The organism is Galliscardovia ingluviei (assembly GCF_014635685.1).
GTDB classification, from domain to species: Bacteria; Actinomycetota; Actinomycetes; order Actinomycetales; family Bifidobacteriaceae; genus Galliscardovia; species Galliscardovia ingluviei.
This window is the reverse complement of record NZ_BMDH01000002.1, coordinates 221,286-237,904: the sequence shown is the minus strand read 5'-3', so window position 1 is coordinate 237,904 and position 16,619 is coordinate 221,286. Positions and strand designations below refer to the sequence as shown.

Annotated in this window: 14 protein-coding genes; 12 read left to right on the top strand and 2 right to left on the bottom strand. The window is 45.7% G+C overall.

Annotated features, from left to right (window positions below; genetic code table 11):
* Nucleotides 1-84: 84 nt before the first annotated feature.
* A complete protein-coding gene (locus tag IEU85_RS05165) occupies nt 85-1,005 on the bottom strand; it encodes an IclR family transcriptional regulator (protein ID WP_229714772.1) in 921 nt (306 codons plus the stop codon).
* A gap of 274 nt (nt 1,006-1,279) precedes the next feature.
* Between IEU85_RS05165 and leuC the strand changes: the two genes are divergently transcribed.
* The 3 genes from leuC (at nt 1,280) to IEU85_RS05150 (ending at nt 4,815) form a co-directional block, all read left to right on the top strand.
* The gene (leuC, locus tag IEU85_RS05160; RefSeq protein WP_188355175.1) at nt 1,280-2,683 is read left to right on the top strand and encodes a 3-isopropylmalate dehydratase large subunit; all 1,404 of its coding nucleotides are present in this window, start codon (nt 1,280-1,282) and stop codon (nt 2,681-2,683) included.
* Nucleotides 2,684-2,784: 101 nt separating this feature from the next.
* Nucleotides 2,785-3,465: a 3-isopropylmalate dehydratase small subunit gene (gene leuD, locus IEU85_RS05155; protein ID WP_188355347.1), complete on the top strand. Its 681-nt coding sequence runs from the start codon at nt 2,785-2,787 to the stop codon at nt 3,463-3,465.
* 129 nt (nt 3,466-3,594) lie between these two features.
* Nucleotides 3,595-4,815, top strand: a complete 1,221-nt coding sequence (locus IEU85_RS05150) for a tRNA-dihydrouridine synthase (RefSeq protein WP_188355174.1) — start codon at nt 3,595-3,597, stop codon at nt 4,813-4,815.
* A 116-nt stretch (nt 4,816-4,931) separates the two neighbouring features.
* On the opposite strand, the gene IEU85_RS05145 is transcribed toward IEU85_RS05150, so the two are convergent.
* Nucleotides 4,932-6,644, bottom strand: a complete 1,713-nt coding sequence (locus IEU85_RS05145) for an alpha-amylase family glycosyl hydrolase (RefSeq protein WP_188355173.1) — start codon at nt 6,642-6,644, stop codon at nt 4,932-4,934.
* A gap of 50 nt (nt 6,645-6,694) precedes the next feature.
* Here IEU85_RS05145 and IEU85_RS05140 point away from each other — a divergent pair, with 50 nt between their 5' ends.
* The 9 genes from IEU85_RS05140 to IEU85_RS05100 all read left to right on the top strand — a co-directional run bounded on the left by IEU85_RS05140 (nt 6,695) and on the right by IEU85_RS05100 (nt 16,619).
* Entirely contained in the window at nt 6,695-6,844 is a 150-nt protein-coding gene (locus tag IEU85_RS05140) for a hypothetical protein (protein ID WP_188355172.1), read from the top strand.
* A gap of 396 nt (nt 6,845-7,240) precedes the next feature.
* The gene (locus IEU85_RS05135; protein ID WP_188355171.1) at nt 7,241-8,473 is read left to right on the top strand and encodes an extracellular solute-binding protein; all 1,233 of its coding nucleotides are present in this window, start codon (nt 7,241-7,243) and stop codon (nt 8,471-8,473) included.
* Between the two features lie 178 nt (nt 8,474-8,651).
* Entirely contained in the window at nt 8,652-10,073 is a 1,422-nt protein-coding gene (locus IEU85_RS05130; RefSeq protein ID WP_188355170.1) for a carbohydrate ABC transporter permease, read from the top strand.
* 50 nt (nt 10,074-10,123) lie between these two features.
* A complete protein-coding gene (locus IEU85_RS05125) occupies nt 10,124-10,984 on the top strand; it encodes a sugar ABC transporter permease (protein ID WP_308469303.1) in 861 nt (286 codons plus the stop codon).
* Nucleotides 10,985-11,192: 208 nt separating this feature from the next.
* Nucleotides 11,193-12,035 carry an HAD family hydrolase gene (locus IEU85_RS05120; protein ID WP_188355169.1) on the top strand — a complete coding sequence of 281 codons (843 nt, stop codon included), beginning with the start codon at nt 11,193-11,195 and terminating at the stop codon, nt 12,033-12,035.
* Between the two features lie 54 nt (nt 12,036-12,089).
* Nucleotides 12,090-12,917: a TraX family protein gene (locus tag IEU85_RS05115; RefSeq protein WP_188355168.1), complete on the top strand. Its 828-nt coding sequence runs from the start codon at nt 12,090-12,092 to the stop codon at nt 12,915-12,917.
* A 250-nt stretch (nt 12,918-13,167) separates the two neighbouring features.
* A complete protein-coding gene (gene murA, locus IEU85_RS05110) occupies nt 13,168-14,493 on the top strand; it encodes a UDP-N-acetylglucosamine 1-carboxyvinyltransferase (protein ID WP_188355167.1) in 1,326 nt (441 codons plus the stop codon).
* 253 nt (nt 14,494-14,746) lie between these two features.
* The gene (locus IEU85_RS05105) at nt 14,747-15,646 is read left to right on the top strand and encodes a lysophospholipid acyltransferase family protein (protein ID WP_188355166.1); all 900 of its coding nucleotides are present in this window, start codon (nt 14,747-14,749) and stop codon (nt 15,644-15,646) included.
* Nucleotides 15,647-15,878: 232 nt separating this feature from the next.
* Nucleotides 15,879-16,619: an MIP/aquaporin family protein gene (locus IEU85_RS05100; RefSeq protein WP_229714771.1), complete on the top strand. Its 741-nt coding sequence runs from the start codon at nt 15,879-15,881 to the stop codon at nt 16,617-16,619.

Here is a 16,619-nt window from a genome sequence, read left to right as displayed (position 1 = left end):
TAGTGTGGAAAGATGTAGGTATGGTAATGCCCCAGCTGTTTTCTGCAGCTAGGGCAAAAAGAATATTTCGGTGACTAAATGTAATTACTGTAATCCTGCAGAGGCGTGGGCGCGGATAAGTGCGTCGGATAAGTATTTGCCTGCTGCCATTACTAGCGGCGCGAAATGATGCCCTGGGGTAGAGCCCATACGGTTGGTAGGACCGGATACAGAAATGGCTGCAATTACCTGACCAGAGGCATTACGAATTGGTGCCGAAACAGAGGCGACGCCTGGCTCGCGCTCGTTGACAGACTCAGCCCACCCGCGTTTACGCACTGTGGCAAGTTTAGCCACTGTGAATTTAGCGCGTCGCAATCCTTGATGCATGCGTTCAGGATCTTCCCAAGCGAGCAAAATTTGGGCTGCTGAGCCGGCTTCCATAGATAGAATAGCGCCTACTGGAATAGAATCGCGCAGGCCGCTGGATCGTTCTACGGCGGCGATGCATACACGCTGGTCGCCTTGGCGGCGGTAAATCTGTGCGGATTCACCAGTGCGGTCTAACAAGGTTTGCAAAATTGGTCCGCTCATGGTGAGTAATCGGTCTTCGCCGGCTGCTGCAGCAAGTTCCGCGAAGCGCGAGCCGAGCACGAAGCGACCGTGCTGATCTCGGACAATAAAGCGGTGCTTTTCAAGAGCGATAGCCAGACGGTGAGCGGTTGGTCGAGCTAGTCCTGTTTCATTGACAAGCTGTGCTAGTGTTGCTGGTCCGCCCTCTAACGTGTCAAGAATTTTTGCGGTTTTGTCCAACACGCCCACGCCAGAGTGAATATCGTTATCGCGCGGATAGCGTTTGGTGCTGTTTGATGTTGCGCTTGCCGCACTAGGTGCTGAGCTAGTAGCGCTCGGGTTTGACGGGTTTGATACCGCATGTTGAGACGGCACATTCGTTGTGCCGTGGGATGCAGGAATTGGACTTTGGGGCACCTGCATCGATTGATTTTCATTGTGTTGTGTTGCCATACTTTGAATTATGCCATCTCATATGGATTAACTAATCTCATATTGTGAAATCCGAGTGTTCATTATGTAGAAAACAAGTCATACTCGAAGTACTAGTTGTATTGCCATAACTAGTGACGCACGGAGTAAATACAGCTAAGCGTGTGTATTGAAAATATGCTTATAGCGAACAGAAAAAAATGAAATCCTTTTCATCTAGCTGTTGCAAGCGTGTTGCGCTATGAAGCTACTGCTAATACGCACGTGAGCCAATGTTTCCACTTAAGGAGTTGTTATGGGAACCACGCTCGCAGAAAAAGTGTGGGCTGACCATCTGGTCCGTCAGGGGCAGAACGGTGAGCCAGACTTAATCTATATTGACTTACAGTTAATGCACGAAGTCACAAGCCCTCAAGCATTTGAAGGCTTGCGCTTAGCTGGTCGTCAGTTGCGTCACACTGAGTTGACCATCGCTACCGAAGATCACAATACGCCAACAATCAATATCGATCGCCCAAATCCAGACGAAACCAGTGCTACCCAGTTAAGTACGCTGGAGCGCAACTGTAAAGAATTTGGTGTGCGACTGCACCCACTAGGTGATGCAGATCAGGGTATTGTACATGCGTTCGCACCAATTTTAGGACTTACCCAGCCTGGGATGACCATTGTATGCGGCGATTCGCATACTTCCACGCATGGTGCTTTTGGAGCCCTTGCTTTTGGCATTGGTACTTCAGAAGTAGAACATGTTATGGCTACACAAACTCTGAGCCTTAAGCCATTTAAGACTATGGCTATCAATATTGAAGGTGAACTGGCGCCGGGCACTACGGCAAAAGATATTATTCTTGCTATTATCGCCAAAATTGGCACAGGCGGCGGTCAGGGTTATGTGCTGGAGTATCGCGGCGAAGCAATCCGTAAACTTTCAATGGATGCTCGTATGACTATTTGCAATATGTCTATTGAAGCAGGTGCTCGAGCTGGCATGATTGCTCCAGATGAAACTACTTTTGAATATATTAAAGGTCGTCCTCATGCGCCAACAGGCGAGCTGTGGGATCAAGCAGTTGCTTATTGGAAGACGCTACGTACTGATGATGACGCAGTATTTGATGCAGAAGTCACTCTACATGCAGACGAACTTCAGCCGTACGTTACATGGGGTACCAACCCGGGGCAAGGACTTCCTATTACGGCAAGTGTTCCTGAACCAGAAAGCTTTAGTGATGCCACAGCACGTACAGCTGCTCAGAATGCACTTACGTATATGGGCTTAGAGCCTGGAACTAAAATTAAAGATATTGCGGTTGATACTGTATTTATCGGCTCATGCACCAATGGGCGTATCGAAGATCTGCGTGCTGCTGCTGAAATTATGCGCGGTCATCATAAGGCAGATTCGATTCACCGTGTGCTTGTTGTTCCTGCATCTTCCAGAGTGCGTTTACAGGCAGAGGCTGAAGGCCTGGATCAGGTATTTAAGGACTTTGGTGCAGAATGGCGCAATGCCGGCTGCTCAATGTGCTTGGGTATGAATCCCGACAAGCTCGTGCCGGGTGAACGTTGCATCTCCACCTCAAATCGTAATTTTGAAGGTCGCCAAGGCAAGGGTGGTCGCACTCATTTAGCTTCTCCGCTAGTAGCTGCGGCAACGGCAATTCGTGGAACTATCAGCTCTCCAGCAGACTTATAAAACGTTATTAATCGTAAATCGAACCTCAAGCAATGCATACCAGCGCAAAGAAATAAGCGCATACAGGTGTATACATGTGCATACAAATAGGGTGGTGCATGATGGAAAAACTTACAACAATTACAGGTGTTGGCGTACCTCTGAGGCGCTCAAATGTAGATACTGACCAGATTATTCCGGCAGTATTTTTGAAGCGCGTAACTAAAACAGGTTTTGATGATGCTCTGTTTTATGCGTGGAGACGCGATCCAAATTTCGTGCTTAACCAAGACCCGTATAAAGCAGGACGCATACTAGTAACCGGACCTGATTTTGGTATTGGTTCATCTCGAGAGCACGCGGTTTGGGCACTGCATGATTATGGTTTCCGCGTAGTCATTGCGCCGCGCTTTGCTGATATCTTCTATGGCAATACTGCAAAGAATGGTGTGCTAGCTGCAATTATGCCTATGGAATCTATCGAGCTGCTCTGGAAGCTGTTAGAAGAAGAACCGGGTAGAACTCTTACCGTCGATTTGGGGGAACGTATCGTCACTTGTGCAGATGTCGTCCTGCCGTTTGAAGTTAATGACTATACGCGCTGGCGCCTGATGAATGGGTATGATGATATCGACCTGACATTGCAGCATGAAGATGATATTGCGGCGTATGAGGCCAAGCGTGCTGAGCGTTTCCCATTTAAGCCAAAAACTATTCCTGCAAAGCATTGGCAATCTCAGACTGTATCTTCTGCACGCGAAGTAGATGACAGTGATTGGGCAGGACCATTAGCTACACGCTAGGCCTGAGACGCTGCATCAAGTAAGTGTGTAGCGCTATGGTCTGCGCTCAAGTTGATTGTAGCGTTGCGTGTATAATGCGATTGGTATTAGTCAGACTGCTGGCTGAACCATATACCACATGGAGGATGTATGGTGGAACTTGAGCCAATCTATGATGTTACGCGTACTTATGAGGATAACTATGCACAGGGTCCTTTTGGTGCGTTTGCGCAGGCATTACATACTACTTTTGATGCCGTTGATACTGCTACTACTGCTGATACGGGCGTTTCCAGTGCTGTAGAACATGCAGATATCACTCATGGTCAGGATGCTGAAGCTGAATCCTTGGCACACGAATCTTTGCCACACGAATCCTTGCCTTACACTGTGCTCGGGCATCAAGTTCGCCTGCCATTTGGTATTCCAGCAGGACCATTGCTCAATAGTAAGTTCACTACTGCGGCACTGCGTATGGACTATGACATGGTGGTGTATAAAACTGTACGTTCTAGAGCGTGGGCTTGCAATCCTTTCCCCAATGTGCTTGCTGTGCATCCAAGCGCCCATGATGGTGTATTGCGTCCTGAAAGCCGTGAATGTGATGAAGGAATTTTGGCAGATACCCATTACCAGCTGCCAGTTTCTATTTCTAATTCCTTTGGCGTACCATCACAGGATCCTGAGATTTGGCAGCCTGATTTAGCGCAGGCATTGTCCGCAGCGCAGTCTGGTCAGGTTGTTATCCCAAGTTTTCAAGGCTCTCGAACTGCCGGTATGAGCACTGAGGATTACATTGCCGATCATGTGCTTACTGCTCGGCTAGTGCAGGAAACTGGTGCAACTATGATGGAAATGAACACCAGTTGTCCTAATGAAGGACACAATCGATTGCTGTGTCATGATCCTGAGTTGGTGGGTCGTATTTGTGAAGCGGTAAAAGAGCAGATTGGTGATATTCCGCTTGTTGTTAAATTGGCATATATTCCTGATAATGATGCTTTAGAAGCTATGATTGCGCATACTGTTTCACGTGGAACAGTGCAAGGTTTTGCAACGATTAACACGATTTCTGCGAAGCTGGTCGATGCTCAAGGGCGTCAGGCGCTTCCTGGTGAAGGCAGAGAGCGCAGTGGTGTATGTGGTGCGGCTATTCGTCAGGCAGGGCTTAATATGGTGACGCGCCTTGCTGATATTCGAGAGCGCATGGGCTTAGATATGACCATTATTGGCGTGGGCGGTGTAACTAACGCACAGGATTATCATGCATATCGTGTAGCTGGAGCTGACGCTGTGATGAGTGCTACTGGTGCTATGTTCAACCCATACTTAGCTCAAGAAATACTAGAGCAAGAAGGAATCAAGCACTAGCTGGGTATTATTGGATATGTAGGTGCTCAAATAATACGAGCACCTACACACGACTTACTTATCTACCTACCTACACTCTTACTTACGCGCATACCTGTGTGTACACGTTCGTTGGGTTACAGCAGTATAACGAGCGCAGACTGTGCTTCAATATGTAGGCTTAGTGGTGCTTGTGGTGTTTGCTGCTGTATATTGCCTGAGCCAACGATTGCGTCTACGATTGCAGTAGCTGGGTCATATGATAGCGTGTTCGTTCCGTTGAGTTCGCAAGTTTCGTCATGTCTTCCAGGATTAACTGCTATTAAGGCTTGCTTACCTGAGACACTGTCAGTGCGTAGTAGAATTAACGTGCGCTGATTGTCGTCAGCAAATACTACTTGTGTATCGGCATCTGCTTGTAAGCATCGGTTAGCATGTCGTACAGCAATAATATGACGCACGCAGTGCAAGATAGAAGTTGTATCAGCTTCCTGTGCGGCGACCGTTGGAGCATCGTTTCCATGGTCAATTGGCAGGTATAATTGTTCAGCGCTTGCAGCAGAAAATCCTAAGTTTGGTTTCGCATTCCATTGCATAGGAGTTCTTGCGCCAGTGCGTTGATATCCTCCTTCAACGCTGACCAACTCCTGCATACGCATACCAATTTCATCGCCATAGTATAAAAATGGCACACCTGGCATGAGTAGTAATAAAGCAAAGGCTATTCGACGTTCTGTGTCAGTAAGACGTGGCGCCATGCGCGGTGAATCATGATTGCTGGTAATGAATGAGAAATAACCCAGTGCCTTAGTGTTTTGATATTGTGGTTGCCAATCGGCTAAAAATGCCAGCGGTGATTGTGCTGAATCGGCATTGAAATAGCTTGCATCATGGTCGTGGCTAAGCTGGTGTTCGGTTCTCCTAGTTAATAGGTTGTAGCCATTTGGCACCCATCCCCAGTCAAGATAAAAGTCCATATCAAAACCGGCACGTAATGATTGCCAGGGTCTTGACCATTCAGATACAAAGGCTGCCTCGGGGAATTGTGCCTTAATAGGGGCAAGCATTCTTCTCCATGATTCGATGGTTTGCGATTTTTCGGTATCGTCATTTTTGACCAAGGAATCAGCCATATCGACGCGGAACCCGTCAGCTCCGGCGTTAAGCCAAAATCGCATCACTTCTCGCATAGCTTCACGAGTAGCAGTTGGGGCAGAGGCATTGATATCTACTTGCCAAGACTTGGCAGGATCTGGATTGCGGAATCCATAATTTAATGCTGGTTGGAATGCAAAAAAGTTGACAATATATGAACCATCGCGTGGAGTCGTGCCTGAAATTGCAGGCATGCCAGCACTTGATTCAAATGCAGTATTTGTCCAAAGGTAACGATCGCTATATGCTCCACGATCCTCAATATGCGGCTGTTGCGATGCGATGAACCATGGATGTTGGATAGAAGTATGTCCTGGGACAAGATCAAGCAGGACTTTGATACTGCGCTGATGCGCTTGATGAAATAGCTCAATGAGGTCATCGTTCGTGCCGTATCGTTCGGCAACATTAAGATAATCAGCTACATCATATCCGGCATCTTGAAATGGTGATGTGAAACAGGGGTTTAACCATAATGCTGTCACCCCAAGGGAGTCAATATAATCGAGGTGTTGAATAATGCCTTGAATATCACCGATGCCGTCTGCGTTAGCATCTGCAAACGATTGTGGATAAATTTCGTAAAACACTGCGTCCCGTAACCAACTTGGATGATGGAATAGGGCTGCTTGTTGATCGACTTTGACGAAATCGGATGGGCGATGCAGTGCATGCTGGTTATGTTGTGTTGTCATGATATTCCTTTTGGCGTCGTTGCAATATCTACGACTGTTATACACGGAGTATGAGGTTATGGCAAACGTTGCGTATGGCTGGTCAGCTTGTAGATAAGGCGATAGGCGAGGCAATAGGTTGTGCAAAAGAGAGTATGTGTATTGAACGAGTTTCTCTATCAATTATTGAAATCGTTTTCGATAATGATAGTATCAAGTGAAGTACGTGTGTATATATTCGATGCACTGCCGGCCGTGTAGGCAAGATACAAGTAATTGCAGTGATTCTAGGGCGTATTATCTCTATTCGTATTTAATTTAATAATTAAACTAACGAAGCTGTAGTCTGGAGAGACACGCAGGTAATTTTAAAAATGCTGCAATTTACTGAACAGAAACCCCCTATTTTGCAAACTTTTGCATTCGTAAAGGCATTAAACTAATTAAATATTACAGAAATAATGATATTACACAATGAAAACGATTGTACTTTTTTGCAAAAAACTGCTATATTACCCATAGTCTCTTCATCTGGCATGCAATGTTGCACAACATACAGTTGGAGATATAAGAAGAGACAATACCTACGAATCCCGTGTATGAGGTGGGAGAGATAAATGAACAACTCAAAGAAGATTCTTGCAATCGCAGCATCTGTTGCTATGCTGGGTAGCCTTGCTGCGTGTGGTAATAGTGGTAGCTCAAGCTCTGGTTCAGGGTCGAGTGAAGATGTCAAGCTGCTAGTTTGGACACCTCAGGAGGACCAGAAGGCTGGATGGATCCAAGATCAAGAAAAAGCATTTGAAAAGGCACATCCTGAATATAAGATTACTTGGACGAATAAAGTAGTTTCCGAGGGTGATACTGGTACCACAGTAAAGAAGGATCCTGCAGCCGCTGCTGATGTATACCTCTTTGCAAACGATCAGCTGGGTATGCTCGTAGAAGCAAATGCAATCGGTGAGTTGTCTGATTCTGCTGCTGAACAAGTAAAGGCTGATAATGATGAAGCTATGGTTCAGTCTGTAACCAATGATGGCAAGCTCTATGGCGTGCCATTTACTGGAAATACTTGGTTTATGTATTACAACAAGTCCAAGCTCTCCGATGCTGATGTGAAGAATTTCAACACCATGATGGATAAGGCAAAGGTTTCCTTCTCCATTGACAACTCTTGGTATCTGCCAGCATTCTATTATGCAAACGGTGGCACACTCTACGGTCCAGACGGTACTGACGCTAGTGCTGGTGCACAATTCGGTGGTGAGCAGGGCGCTGCTGTAACTAAGTTCCTTGCTGAAAACATTGCTGCAGGCAAGATTATTGATGATGTGGATGGCTCCGGTCTTGCTGGTTTGGGCAATGGCTCTGTAGACGTGATCTTCTCTGGTACTTGGGATGCAGAGAATGTTAAGAAAGCACTCGGCGATAACTATGCTGCTGCACAGCTGCCAACTGTAACCATTGACGGTAAAGAGCAGCAGATGAAGAGCTTTGCAGGCTCTAAGGCTGTAGCTTACAATCCTAACTCCAAGTTCCAGAAGGCTGCTGCACAGTTTGCTGCATTCCTTGGTTCTGAGGAAGCTCAGCTTGCTCACTATGAGAAGCGTGGTGTAGTACCAACTATCAAGTCTTTGCTTGACAATGACAAAGTTAAGAACGATATTGCCGCACAAGCACAGGCAGCAACGATTGCAAACACTGCAGTATTGCAGCCAACCATTACTGAGATGTCCAACTTCTGGGATCCAACTCAGGCATTTGGTAAGGCATTGGTACAAAAGGATGTAACTCCTGACAATGCTGCTGAAAAAACTGAGGCTTGGGTAGCTCAGCTAAACAAGCAGTAAGCCGTTCTTACTGAGACTTTTCTTGAAGTTAAGACATAGTCATTTATGGTAAGATTTGAATGGGGTATGTCGCTACATGGCATACCCCTGTTTTATGTGAGTTTGATATCCATACTCTTATCAAGAGAAGATTTAATGGGAATAAAGTAGTTTTCCATTTACATGTGAAAGGGTCGACATGGCTGGTACCACAACAGTAGCGCCATCGACAAGGCGTGCTCATGCACGCAAACCGAAAAAAATTGGTGCAGATTATGTGCCTGCTGAACCTTGGACTTTACGCGCAGCATTGCAACAAGGTGATATTTTCACCCGCTTATCGGCGCTAATCTGGGGTTTAAGTAATGTAGTGCGAAAGCAGTACGTTAAAGCTGTACTGTTTTTTGCCATAGAAATTGCTGCTATTGCATTTATTATCGTTGGCGCAATACCATCATTGGCACAGTTGCCAGGACTTGGTACAGGAAAAGTAGAAAAAGTTAAGGATGCTGACGGTTTCTGGCAGACTATAGTGCCGACACCATCTGTTGTTTTACTGTTGTATGGCGTTTCATCACTGGTCATGATTGTGCTTATTGCATGGTTCTGGACAGTAATGATGCGCTCGCAATACAAGGCTCAGTATTTAGCAAGCACACAAGGACACGCACCTACGTTCAAAGAAGATTGTGAAGATCTGCTTTCTGGACGTTTGTGGCTTACGCTGATGACATTACCAACTCTGGGCATTTTCACGTTTACCGTCTTGCCATTGATCTTCATGATTTCTATGGCATTTACGAGTTATGATGCGAAACACCCAACAAAGTTTGACTGGGTTGGTTTGCAAAACTTCGGTCAGCTGTTTTCAACAACAGGTTCCACAGTAAATTTTGCAATTTTTACTGAAGTTCTTATCTGGACGTTGGTTTGGGCTTTCTTTGCAACATTCTTGAACTTCTTCCTCGGCATGTTCTTAGCTATGGTGATTGAGCGCCCTACAACAAGGCTTAAGGGCATGTGGCGCGCAATCTTTTCCATGTCTATTGCAGTACCACAATTCGTGTCTTTGCTGGTTATGCGCCAGATGCTGCAGCAGAATGGTGCTATTAACCGATTATTTATGCAATGGGGTTGGATTGATCAGCCATTGCCATTCTTTACTGATCCAACGTGGGCTCGTGTAACAGTAATTATTATCAATTTGTGGGTTGGTATTCCATTTACCATTATGCAGATCACCGGTATCTTGGAAAATATTCCTGGAGAGCTTACAGAAGCAGCAACATTGGATGGTGCAAATTGGTGGCAGCGCTTTACTAATGTTACGATGCCATACATTATTTTTGTGATGACGCCGTATTTGATTACGACCTTTACTGCAAATGTTAATAATTTCAACGTTATCTACCTGCTTTCTGGTGGAGATCCGACACCGGTTGGTTCCTCTGCGGGTAAGACAGATTTGCTGATTACATGGTTGTACAAGCTAACTGTGGATAAGAATAATTACAATATTGGTGCAGTTATCGGTATTTTCACCTTTATTGTGCTTGCTGTAGTTTCCTTGATTACATACCGTTCAAGCGGCTCTTATAAGAATGAGGAGGCATTCAGGTGAGTAGTGCATCCGTTTCGCGTTCAGTATCTGCAACTAGCACAGGTGGCGAATTGCCAAAGAAAAATTTCTATGGTCGTCGTGTAGCAGGTGATGTGCTCAGCTACCTGTTACTTACTGTTCTTGGTATTGTCTGGCTTGTGCCAATTGTATGGGTGGTACTTGAGTCATTTAATGCAGACCCTCAGCCATACCAAGAGACCTTTTTCCCTAAAGAGTACTCGCTCAATAATTATGTGCAATTATTTGCGGATAAATCAGTATTTGATTTCCCACGTATGTACATGAATACGTTGATTATTGCAATATTTACATGCTTAATATCCGTATTCTTTGTGCTTTCAGTGGCATACTGTATGTCCCGTTTGCGTTTCCGCATGCGTCGCACCTTCATGAATATAGTGCTTATTTTGGGTATGTTCCCAGCAATTATGGCTGTGGTGGCAATCTACTTTATTTTGAAGGCTGCTGGTTTAACTTCTGCAAACATGACTGTTATTGCGCTGATTTTGGTGTATTCTGCTGGTTCTGGCGCTGGTTTTTATGTGATGAAGGGATATATGGATACTATTCCATACTCTCTTGATGAAGCCGCTCGCCTTGATGGTTGCAATAATTGGCAAGTATTTACTAAGATTATTATCCCAATTACCAAGCCGATGATTGTATATCAGGCAATTGTCTCATTCCTGACTCCATGGCTTGACTTCGTGCTGGTGAAAACGATTGCCACTACGCAGGAAGGATACACTGTTTCATTGGGTCTGTGGAATATGCTGCAAAAGGAATATATCCATAGCTACTATGCGCGATTTGCCGCTGGCGCAGTGCTTGTTTCCATTCCAATTGCCATCTTGTTTATCGTGATGCAACGGTTCTATCAAGAATCAATGGCAGGTTCTACCAAGGGCTAGAAGGCAGTACATAGACAACCTAATTCTTTCTTCTACATTCTAGGGGAGATTGCGGTGACGTAGTCTCCCCATTTCCATGTAGCCTATCCGTTTCTATATTGAAGTTCAGCCTGATACTTTGGTTAATGAAGCGCAGTATGTCAACAAGTTACCTTACGGATTGCGATATACTGCACATAAGATACCTGTCGTTAAGCAAGGATTCACCATGGAATCTGATTCTAGAGCAAGTAGTATTTCACACGAACCATATACCGCGATTTTCTTTGATTTGTATGGCACACTTGTTGATGCGCATACTGAGGAAGATGAACTGCAAACGTTTGAGGAATTTAACAGATGGTTGAGTGCACAGGGTTGCCATTTTGCATCGGCTGTTGTTTTGCGAGAACGCTATCGTAAAGCATTGTTGCAAGTGCAATCGGCACTGCCTAACGGAGTTGCGGATATTGAGCATGAATTTGATATTGCCCCTGTTTTTGTCAGTATTCTTCGTGCGGGCATGGGTGCCCATAGTGCCATAACTGCATCGATGGTACAAGCATGTGCTACAGCATTTAGAGTGGCTAGTAATCGCAAGCTTGAGCCTTACTCTCATGCTGCATCGCTTTTAGTACTATTGCGCGCATGGGGGCTCACTACAGTACTAGTTTCCAATGCGCAGTCACTATTTACACGACCAGAACTGGAAGATTGTGGCTTAGCGAAGAGTTTTGATCATGTGCTTATCTCTTCAGAAGAAGGAATCCGTAAACCGAATAAAGCGTTTTTTGAGCGGGCGTGTGCGCTGGTGCCCTGTGCGGCGCAGTCTGCTCTGATGGTTGGAAATGAAGAAGTCAATGATATTCAGGGAGCTGGTAGGGCGGGAATTGATGCATTTTACTTGCATACTTCTCCTGCTTCATGGGGACAGCCTGAGATTGCCCAAGATGCCGTGTGCTCAGTGCAAGGAGCAGATTATTACCGTCTGGCTCAATATATTGCTCAGCATAACGGTTTGACAGGCGAAGCAGTACAGCAAATAGATCGATTGCTCAATAGCAATGAATAGCAGTGATAGTGCACACGTTGCTATTTGCTTGGTATAGATAACATAGGGGATATAGTGGCATTATATAAACGTGAATGGAATACCAGTATCCATCAGTCAGCTCCAGAGGCTCCGAGGCGGCGTAAACGTCAGCGTGGGTTGAGTATGTTTCGGCTAAAAATCATCGCTATGGTTTTACTTACCTTAGGGACGCTGAATACCGCTGTTGTAATGCCGCATATTGATATGAATAATATAGGTGATTTAACACTTGCCATATTGCTTGACGCGGTAAGTTGGGTCGCCATACCAATATTTGCGTGGATTACCGTTATGGGTGTGCATCATTCACAGCACCTGTGGCATTACTTAGGTAGAGTGCTGTTGCTTGCTGCACTGAGTGAAGTGCCCTATGATATGGCAACCAGTCATGTGTGGTTCGACAGCACATCGAATAATCCTGTGTGGGCTGTTGCTGTTTGCATAGTAGTGATTGTGGTATTGCGATCATTAGACACACGTCCAGTGCATGATGCCTACACAGGTCCTGTATATCAGGTGAGCTATGGACAAAGTATTGGTATTCGGATAGTGGTTTGTGCTGCTGCTGTGCTTTGGTTAATCCTTGGTCATTTTGGTGTGCGTGTAGGTGTGATGAATGAGGGACTGGTGCTCCTTGCCATGGTTATTATTTTTGAAATACTGCATCGTCATGAAAATACGATGATGTACTCTGCGGCTGTGGTAGGTGCTCTTGCAGGTCTAACGCCAGGATTAGGCGTGGCAGTGGTGCATTATCACAATGACCAGTTAGGATATACCAAGAAGGCGGTAGGTCTTGGTTTTTATGTGTACTATGTAGTGCACCTTGTGCTTTTTGCTGTGCTGGCTGTATTAGCGTAGTATGTTGTGAGCGCCATTCACGCACTATTCACAAAATCTGTGTCACACTACTAGCTAAACCGTGTAGCACTCATGCTAGAGTAGTGACCTAGTATTACAGCTAGTATTCCAACTAGTATAGCTAGTTGTACAGGCTAGTGATGAGGTATTACAACTAGTATTTGGTACTAGAATTATCGTAATGACGATGTAAACGAAACTGCTACCGGTGAAAACCTGCAGGAGAAAGCGTTAAGCCAGGGAGAACATAGTGAGTAATCAAAACGAGGACGTGCTCCACGTTGTTGGTGGTAAGCCACTTCATGGAACAATCAAAGTTCGCGGTGCTAAGAACTTTGTCAGTAAAGCGATGGTTGCAGCGCTACTGGCTCCGGGGACTTCGGTATTGCGCAATGTTCCGGAAATTCGTGATGTGCATGTAGTGTCAGATTTATTGCGCTTGCACGGTATTCATGTTGATGTTGATGGTGCTCAAGGCGTAGTCACTATTGATGCCAAACATGTGGAAATGCCAAGTGTTGCTGATGTGGATACTTTGGCTGGCTCTTCGCGTATCCCAATCCTGTTCTCCGGACCGTTGTTGCATCGTCTTGGTGAAGCGTTTATTCCAGCCTTGGGTGGTTGCAATATTGGTGGACGTCCAATTGACTTCCATTTAGATACATTGCGCAAATTGGGTGCCAAAGTTGATAAAGAACATGCAGATGGTATTCATATTACTGCGCCAAACGGCTTAAAAGGCGCTAAAATTCATCTGCCATACCCTTCGGTTGGTGCCACTGAGCAGACATTGCTTGCAGCAGTGCTTGCTGAGGGCAAAACTGAGCTTTCTGGTGCTGCTACTGAGCCGGAAATTATGGACTTGGTTGCTGTTTTGCAGAAAATGGGCGCCATTATTTCGGTTGATGTAGACCGTACATTCCGTATTGAAGGTGTTAAAGAGCTTAAGGGCTATACGCATACGGCGCTTACGGATCGCATTGAGGCGGCAAGCTGGGCTTCGGCAGCATTAGCAACGCATGGTGACGTGTTTGTTAAGGGTGCTACTCAGCCTGAGATGATGACCTTCTTGAATGTATTCCGCAAGATTGGCGGAGAATTTGATATCACTGATGCTGGTATTAGATTCTGGCATCCAGGTGGCGATTTGAAGCCAGTTGCTATTGAAACAGATGTACACCCTGGGTTTATGACTGATTGGCAGCAGCCGTTGGTCGTGGCTTTAACTCAGGCTAAAGGCTTGTCTATTGTGCACGAGACGGTGTATGAGAATCGCTTTGGTTTTACTAAGCCACTCGTGCAAATGGGTGCAACTGTGCAACTGTATCGGGAGTGCCTAGGATCGTTGCCTTGCCGTTTCCAGCAGCGTAATTACAAGCATTCAGCTGTTATTTTTGGGCCAACTCCACTTACTGGTCAAGATATTGACGTGCCTGATTTGCGTGGAGGCTTTAGTCATCTGATTGCGGCATTGACTGCAAGCGGTCCTTCTGACGTGCACGGTATTTCGCTGATTGACCGTGGGTATGCAGACTTCCGTGGCAAATTGACAGCTCTTGGTGCGCAAATTGACTAGTTCTTTGTAATATGGCGTGTATGTGTAATACCGTGTATTTGGTATTACACATGAGTAGCTCAATATTTTTTTGATAACCATAGTGTGGTATAGCAATATACCACACTTTTTTATTGGAATTTCAAGCAAAAAGAATAGTTACTCCCTGATTATCGTAGGGTCTACTGGAGGATTATCGTAGGGTCTACTCCCTGATTATCATAAATGTCGCGCCTAGATTGTTATTAGAAGCGCATGAGGTACAATGCCAACTATGGTTTCTAAAGGTACTCCTTCTCCGCGTAGCGCAGTTACACCGCTTTCTGATGAGCAGGTAGCAAAACTTGCTCAAGAGCACACTTTGGTTGATAGTACGCGCTATTACCCAACTGGTGTAGTAAGACCGAATGAGGCAGAAATCAATGCGCAGAATCCCAAGGCAACTGATCGATTGCTTGCGGGAACTTCTCTGGTGCTGCGTATGCATAGTAAAGTGCGCGCGTGGGGATTGGATCAGGTGCCGCAGACTGGACCATTTATTACTGCTGCTAGTCATGTAACCATGTATGACGTGTTTGTGCCTATGTCAGCACTGTTTCATATGGGGCGCAGACCGCGATATATGGCTAAAGCGGAGCTTGCAACGTGGCCGGTGCTGGGTAAATGGTTTCAACTTGTTGGTATGCAGCCTGTTGCAAGGCGTTCTGGTCAGGGGCATGCCATTATCGATGAGTCGATTCGTATTGTTACCTCCGGTCGTCCGCTTACCGTGTGGCCTGAGGGGACAGTGACGCGCGATCCGAAAAAATGGGTAATGAGTCTCAAAGCTGGTATGGCAATTGTGGCATTGGAGTCGTCGCGCAGATTAGGCTATCAAGTGCCTCTTTTTCCTGCGGTAACATGGGGTGCGGCGAGTATCAACCATTGGTGGCCGTGGCCGCGCAAAAATGTTGTACTGCATTATGGATCGGCTATTGATTATGCGGATTTGTTAGCTGATCAAGATTCTTGGGGGGATCAGCCTCCTGCTCATGCTGTTGAAGCATTGACTATGCGTGTGTTGAAGCGCATGAATGCGATGATGGCTGAGATTCGCGGTGAGCAAGAACCTGCAGAAGGGTATTGGGATTATGCCACGATGAGCCGCAAGCCATATCCTCCCGAGCTTGGATAGGTTTAGATTTCCGTGTTCTCAGTTTTGCGTATAATTACTGTTACCAAGTATCAAATAAAGTCAAGTGATTTTGCTTAGGGCATAGTTTCCTGTACAATCTCTGCGGTTGCAAGCGTTAGATGACATCGTTGCGATGCGAGTGTAAAGCAGTATGTTTGCGTACTCATGCGCACTTGCGATTTTTATGCATAAGTGTGATCTAACGTGCATTACTGATAGAGCGGAGAATGACGTGGACTTTTCACTTACCACACAGCTTGCTGCTGAATGTGTTGGTACAGCATTTCTAATGATTTTTGGTAATGGTGCAGTAGCAAATACAGAGCTTGCGCGCACTAAGGGTCATAAATCTGGCTGGCTTAATATCGCTATGGGTTACGGTTTTGGCGTAATGTTCCCAGTGCTTATGTTTGGTGCAGTTTCTGGTGCACATATCAATCCTGCAATGACAATCGCCCAAGCGGTAGCTGGCATGTTCCCATGGGCAAAAGTTGCGCCATATATTGTAGCTCAGCTTGTTGGTGCTGTTATTGGTCAGCTTATTATTGTCGCAGCATATTGGCCTCATTATCGTGAAACAACGGATGCTGATGCTATTTTTGCCTCATTCTCGACTACAAATGCAGGCGAATCAAAGTTCAACTACTTCGTCAATGAGTTCTTCGGTACGTTGGTACTTGTTTTGGGTGCTTTGCTGTGCTTGACTATGCCTTGGGGTGAAGCCAATCATGCTGCCGCTTCTATTGTTGTTGGCTTTATTGTGTGGGGTTTGGTGACGTCTCTTGGCGGTCCTACAGGTCCTGGATTGAACCCAGCTCGTGATTTGATGCCACGAATATTGCATCAGTTGTTGCCAATTGAGCATAAGGGATCTTCTCGCTGGGGTGAAGCATGGATTCCAGTTGTTGCTCCGATTGTTGGCGCTATTGTTGGTGTACTGCTATATAAAGCACTGTTTGCAGTGGCACTATAA

What these genes read in the sequence shown, in the direction of transcription:
- IEU85_RS05165 (WP_229714772.1), bottom strand. Translation starts at nt 1,005, where the DNA reads ATGGCAACACAACACAATGAAAATCAATCGATGCAGGTGCCCCAAAGT.
- leuC (WP_188355175.1), top strand. Translation starts at nt 1,280, where the DNA reads ATGGGAACCACGCTCGCAGAAAAAGTGTGGGCTGACCATCTGGTCCGT.
- leuD (WP_188355347.1), top strand. Translation starts at nt 2,785, where the DNA reads ATGGAAAAACTTACAACAATTACAGGTGTTGGCGTACCTCTGAGGCGC.
- IEU85_RS05150 (WP_188355174.1), top strand. Translation starts at nt 3,595, where the DNA reads ATGGTGGAACTTGAGCCAATCTATGATGTTACGCGTACTTATGAGGAT.
- IEU85_RS05145 (WP_188355173.1), bottom strand. Translation starts at nt 6,644, where the DNA reads ATGACAACACAACATAACCAGCATGCACTGCATCGCCCATCCGATTTC.
- IEU85_RS05140 (WP_188355172.1), top strand. Translation starts at nt 6,695, where the DNA reads ATGAGGTTATGGCAAACGTTGCGTATGGCTGGTCAGCTTGTAGATAAG.
- IEU85_RS05135 (WP_188355171.1), top strand. Translation starts at nt 7,241, where the DNA reads ATGAACAACTCAAAGAAGATTCTTGCAATCGCAGCATCTGTTGCTATG.
- IEU85_RS05130 (WP_188355170.1), top strand. Translation starts at nt 8,652, where the DNA reads ATGGCTGGTACCACAACAGTAGCGCCATCGACAAGGCGTGCTCATGCA.
- IEU85_RS05120 (WP_188355169.1), top strand. Translation starts at nt 11,193, where the DNA reads ATGGAATCTGATTCTAGAGCAAGTAGTATTTCACACGAACCATATACC.
- IEU85_RS05105 (WP_188355166.1), top strand. Translation starts at nt 14,747, where the DNA reads ATGGTTTCTAAAGGTACTCCTTCTCCGCGTAGCGCAGTTACACCGCTT.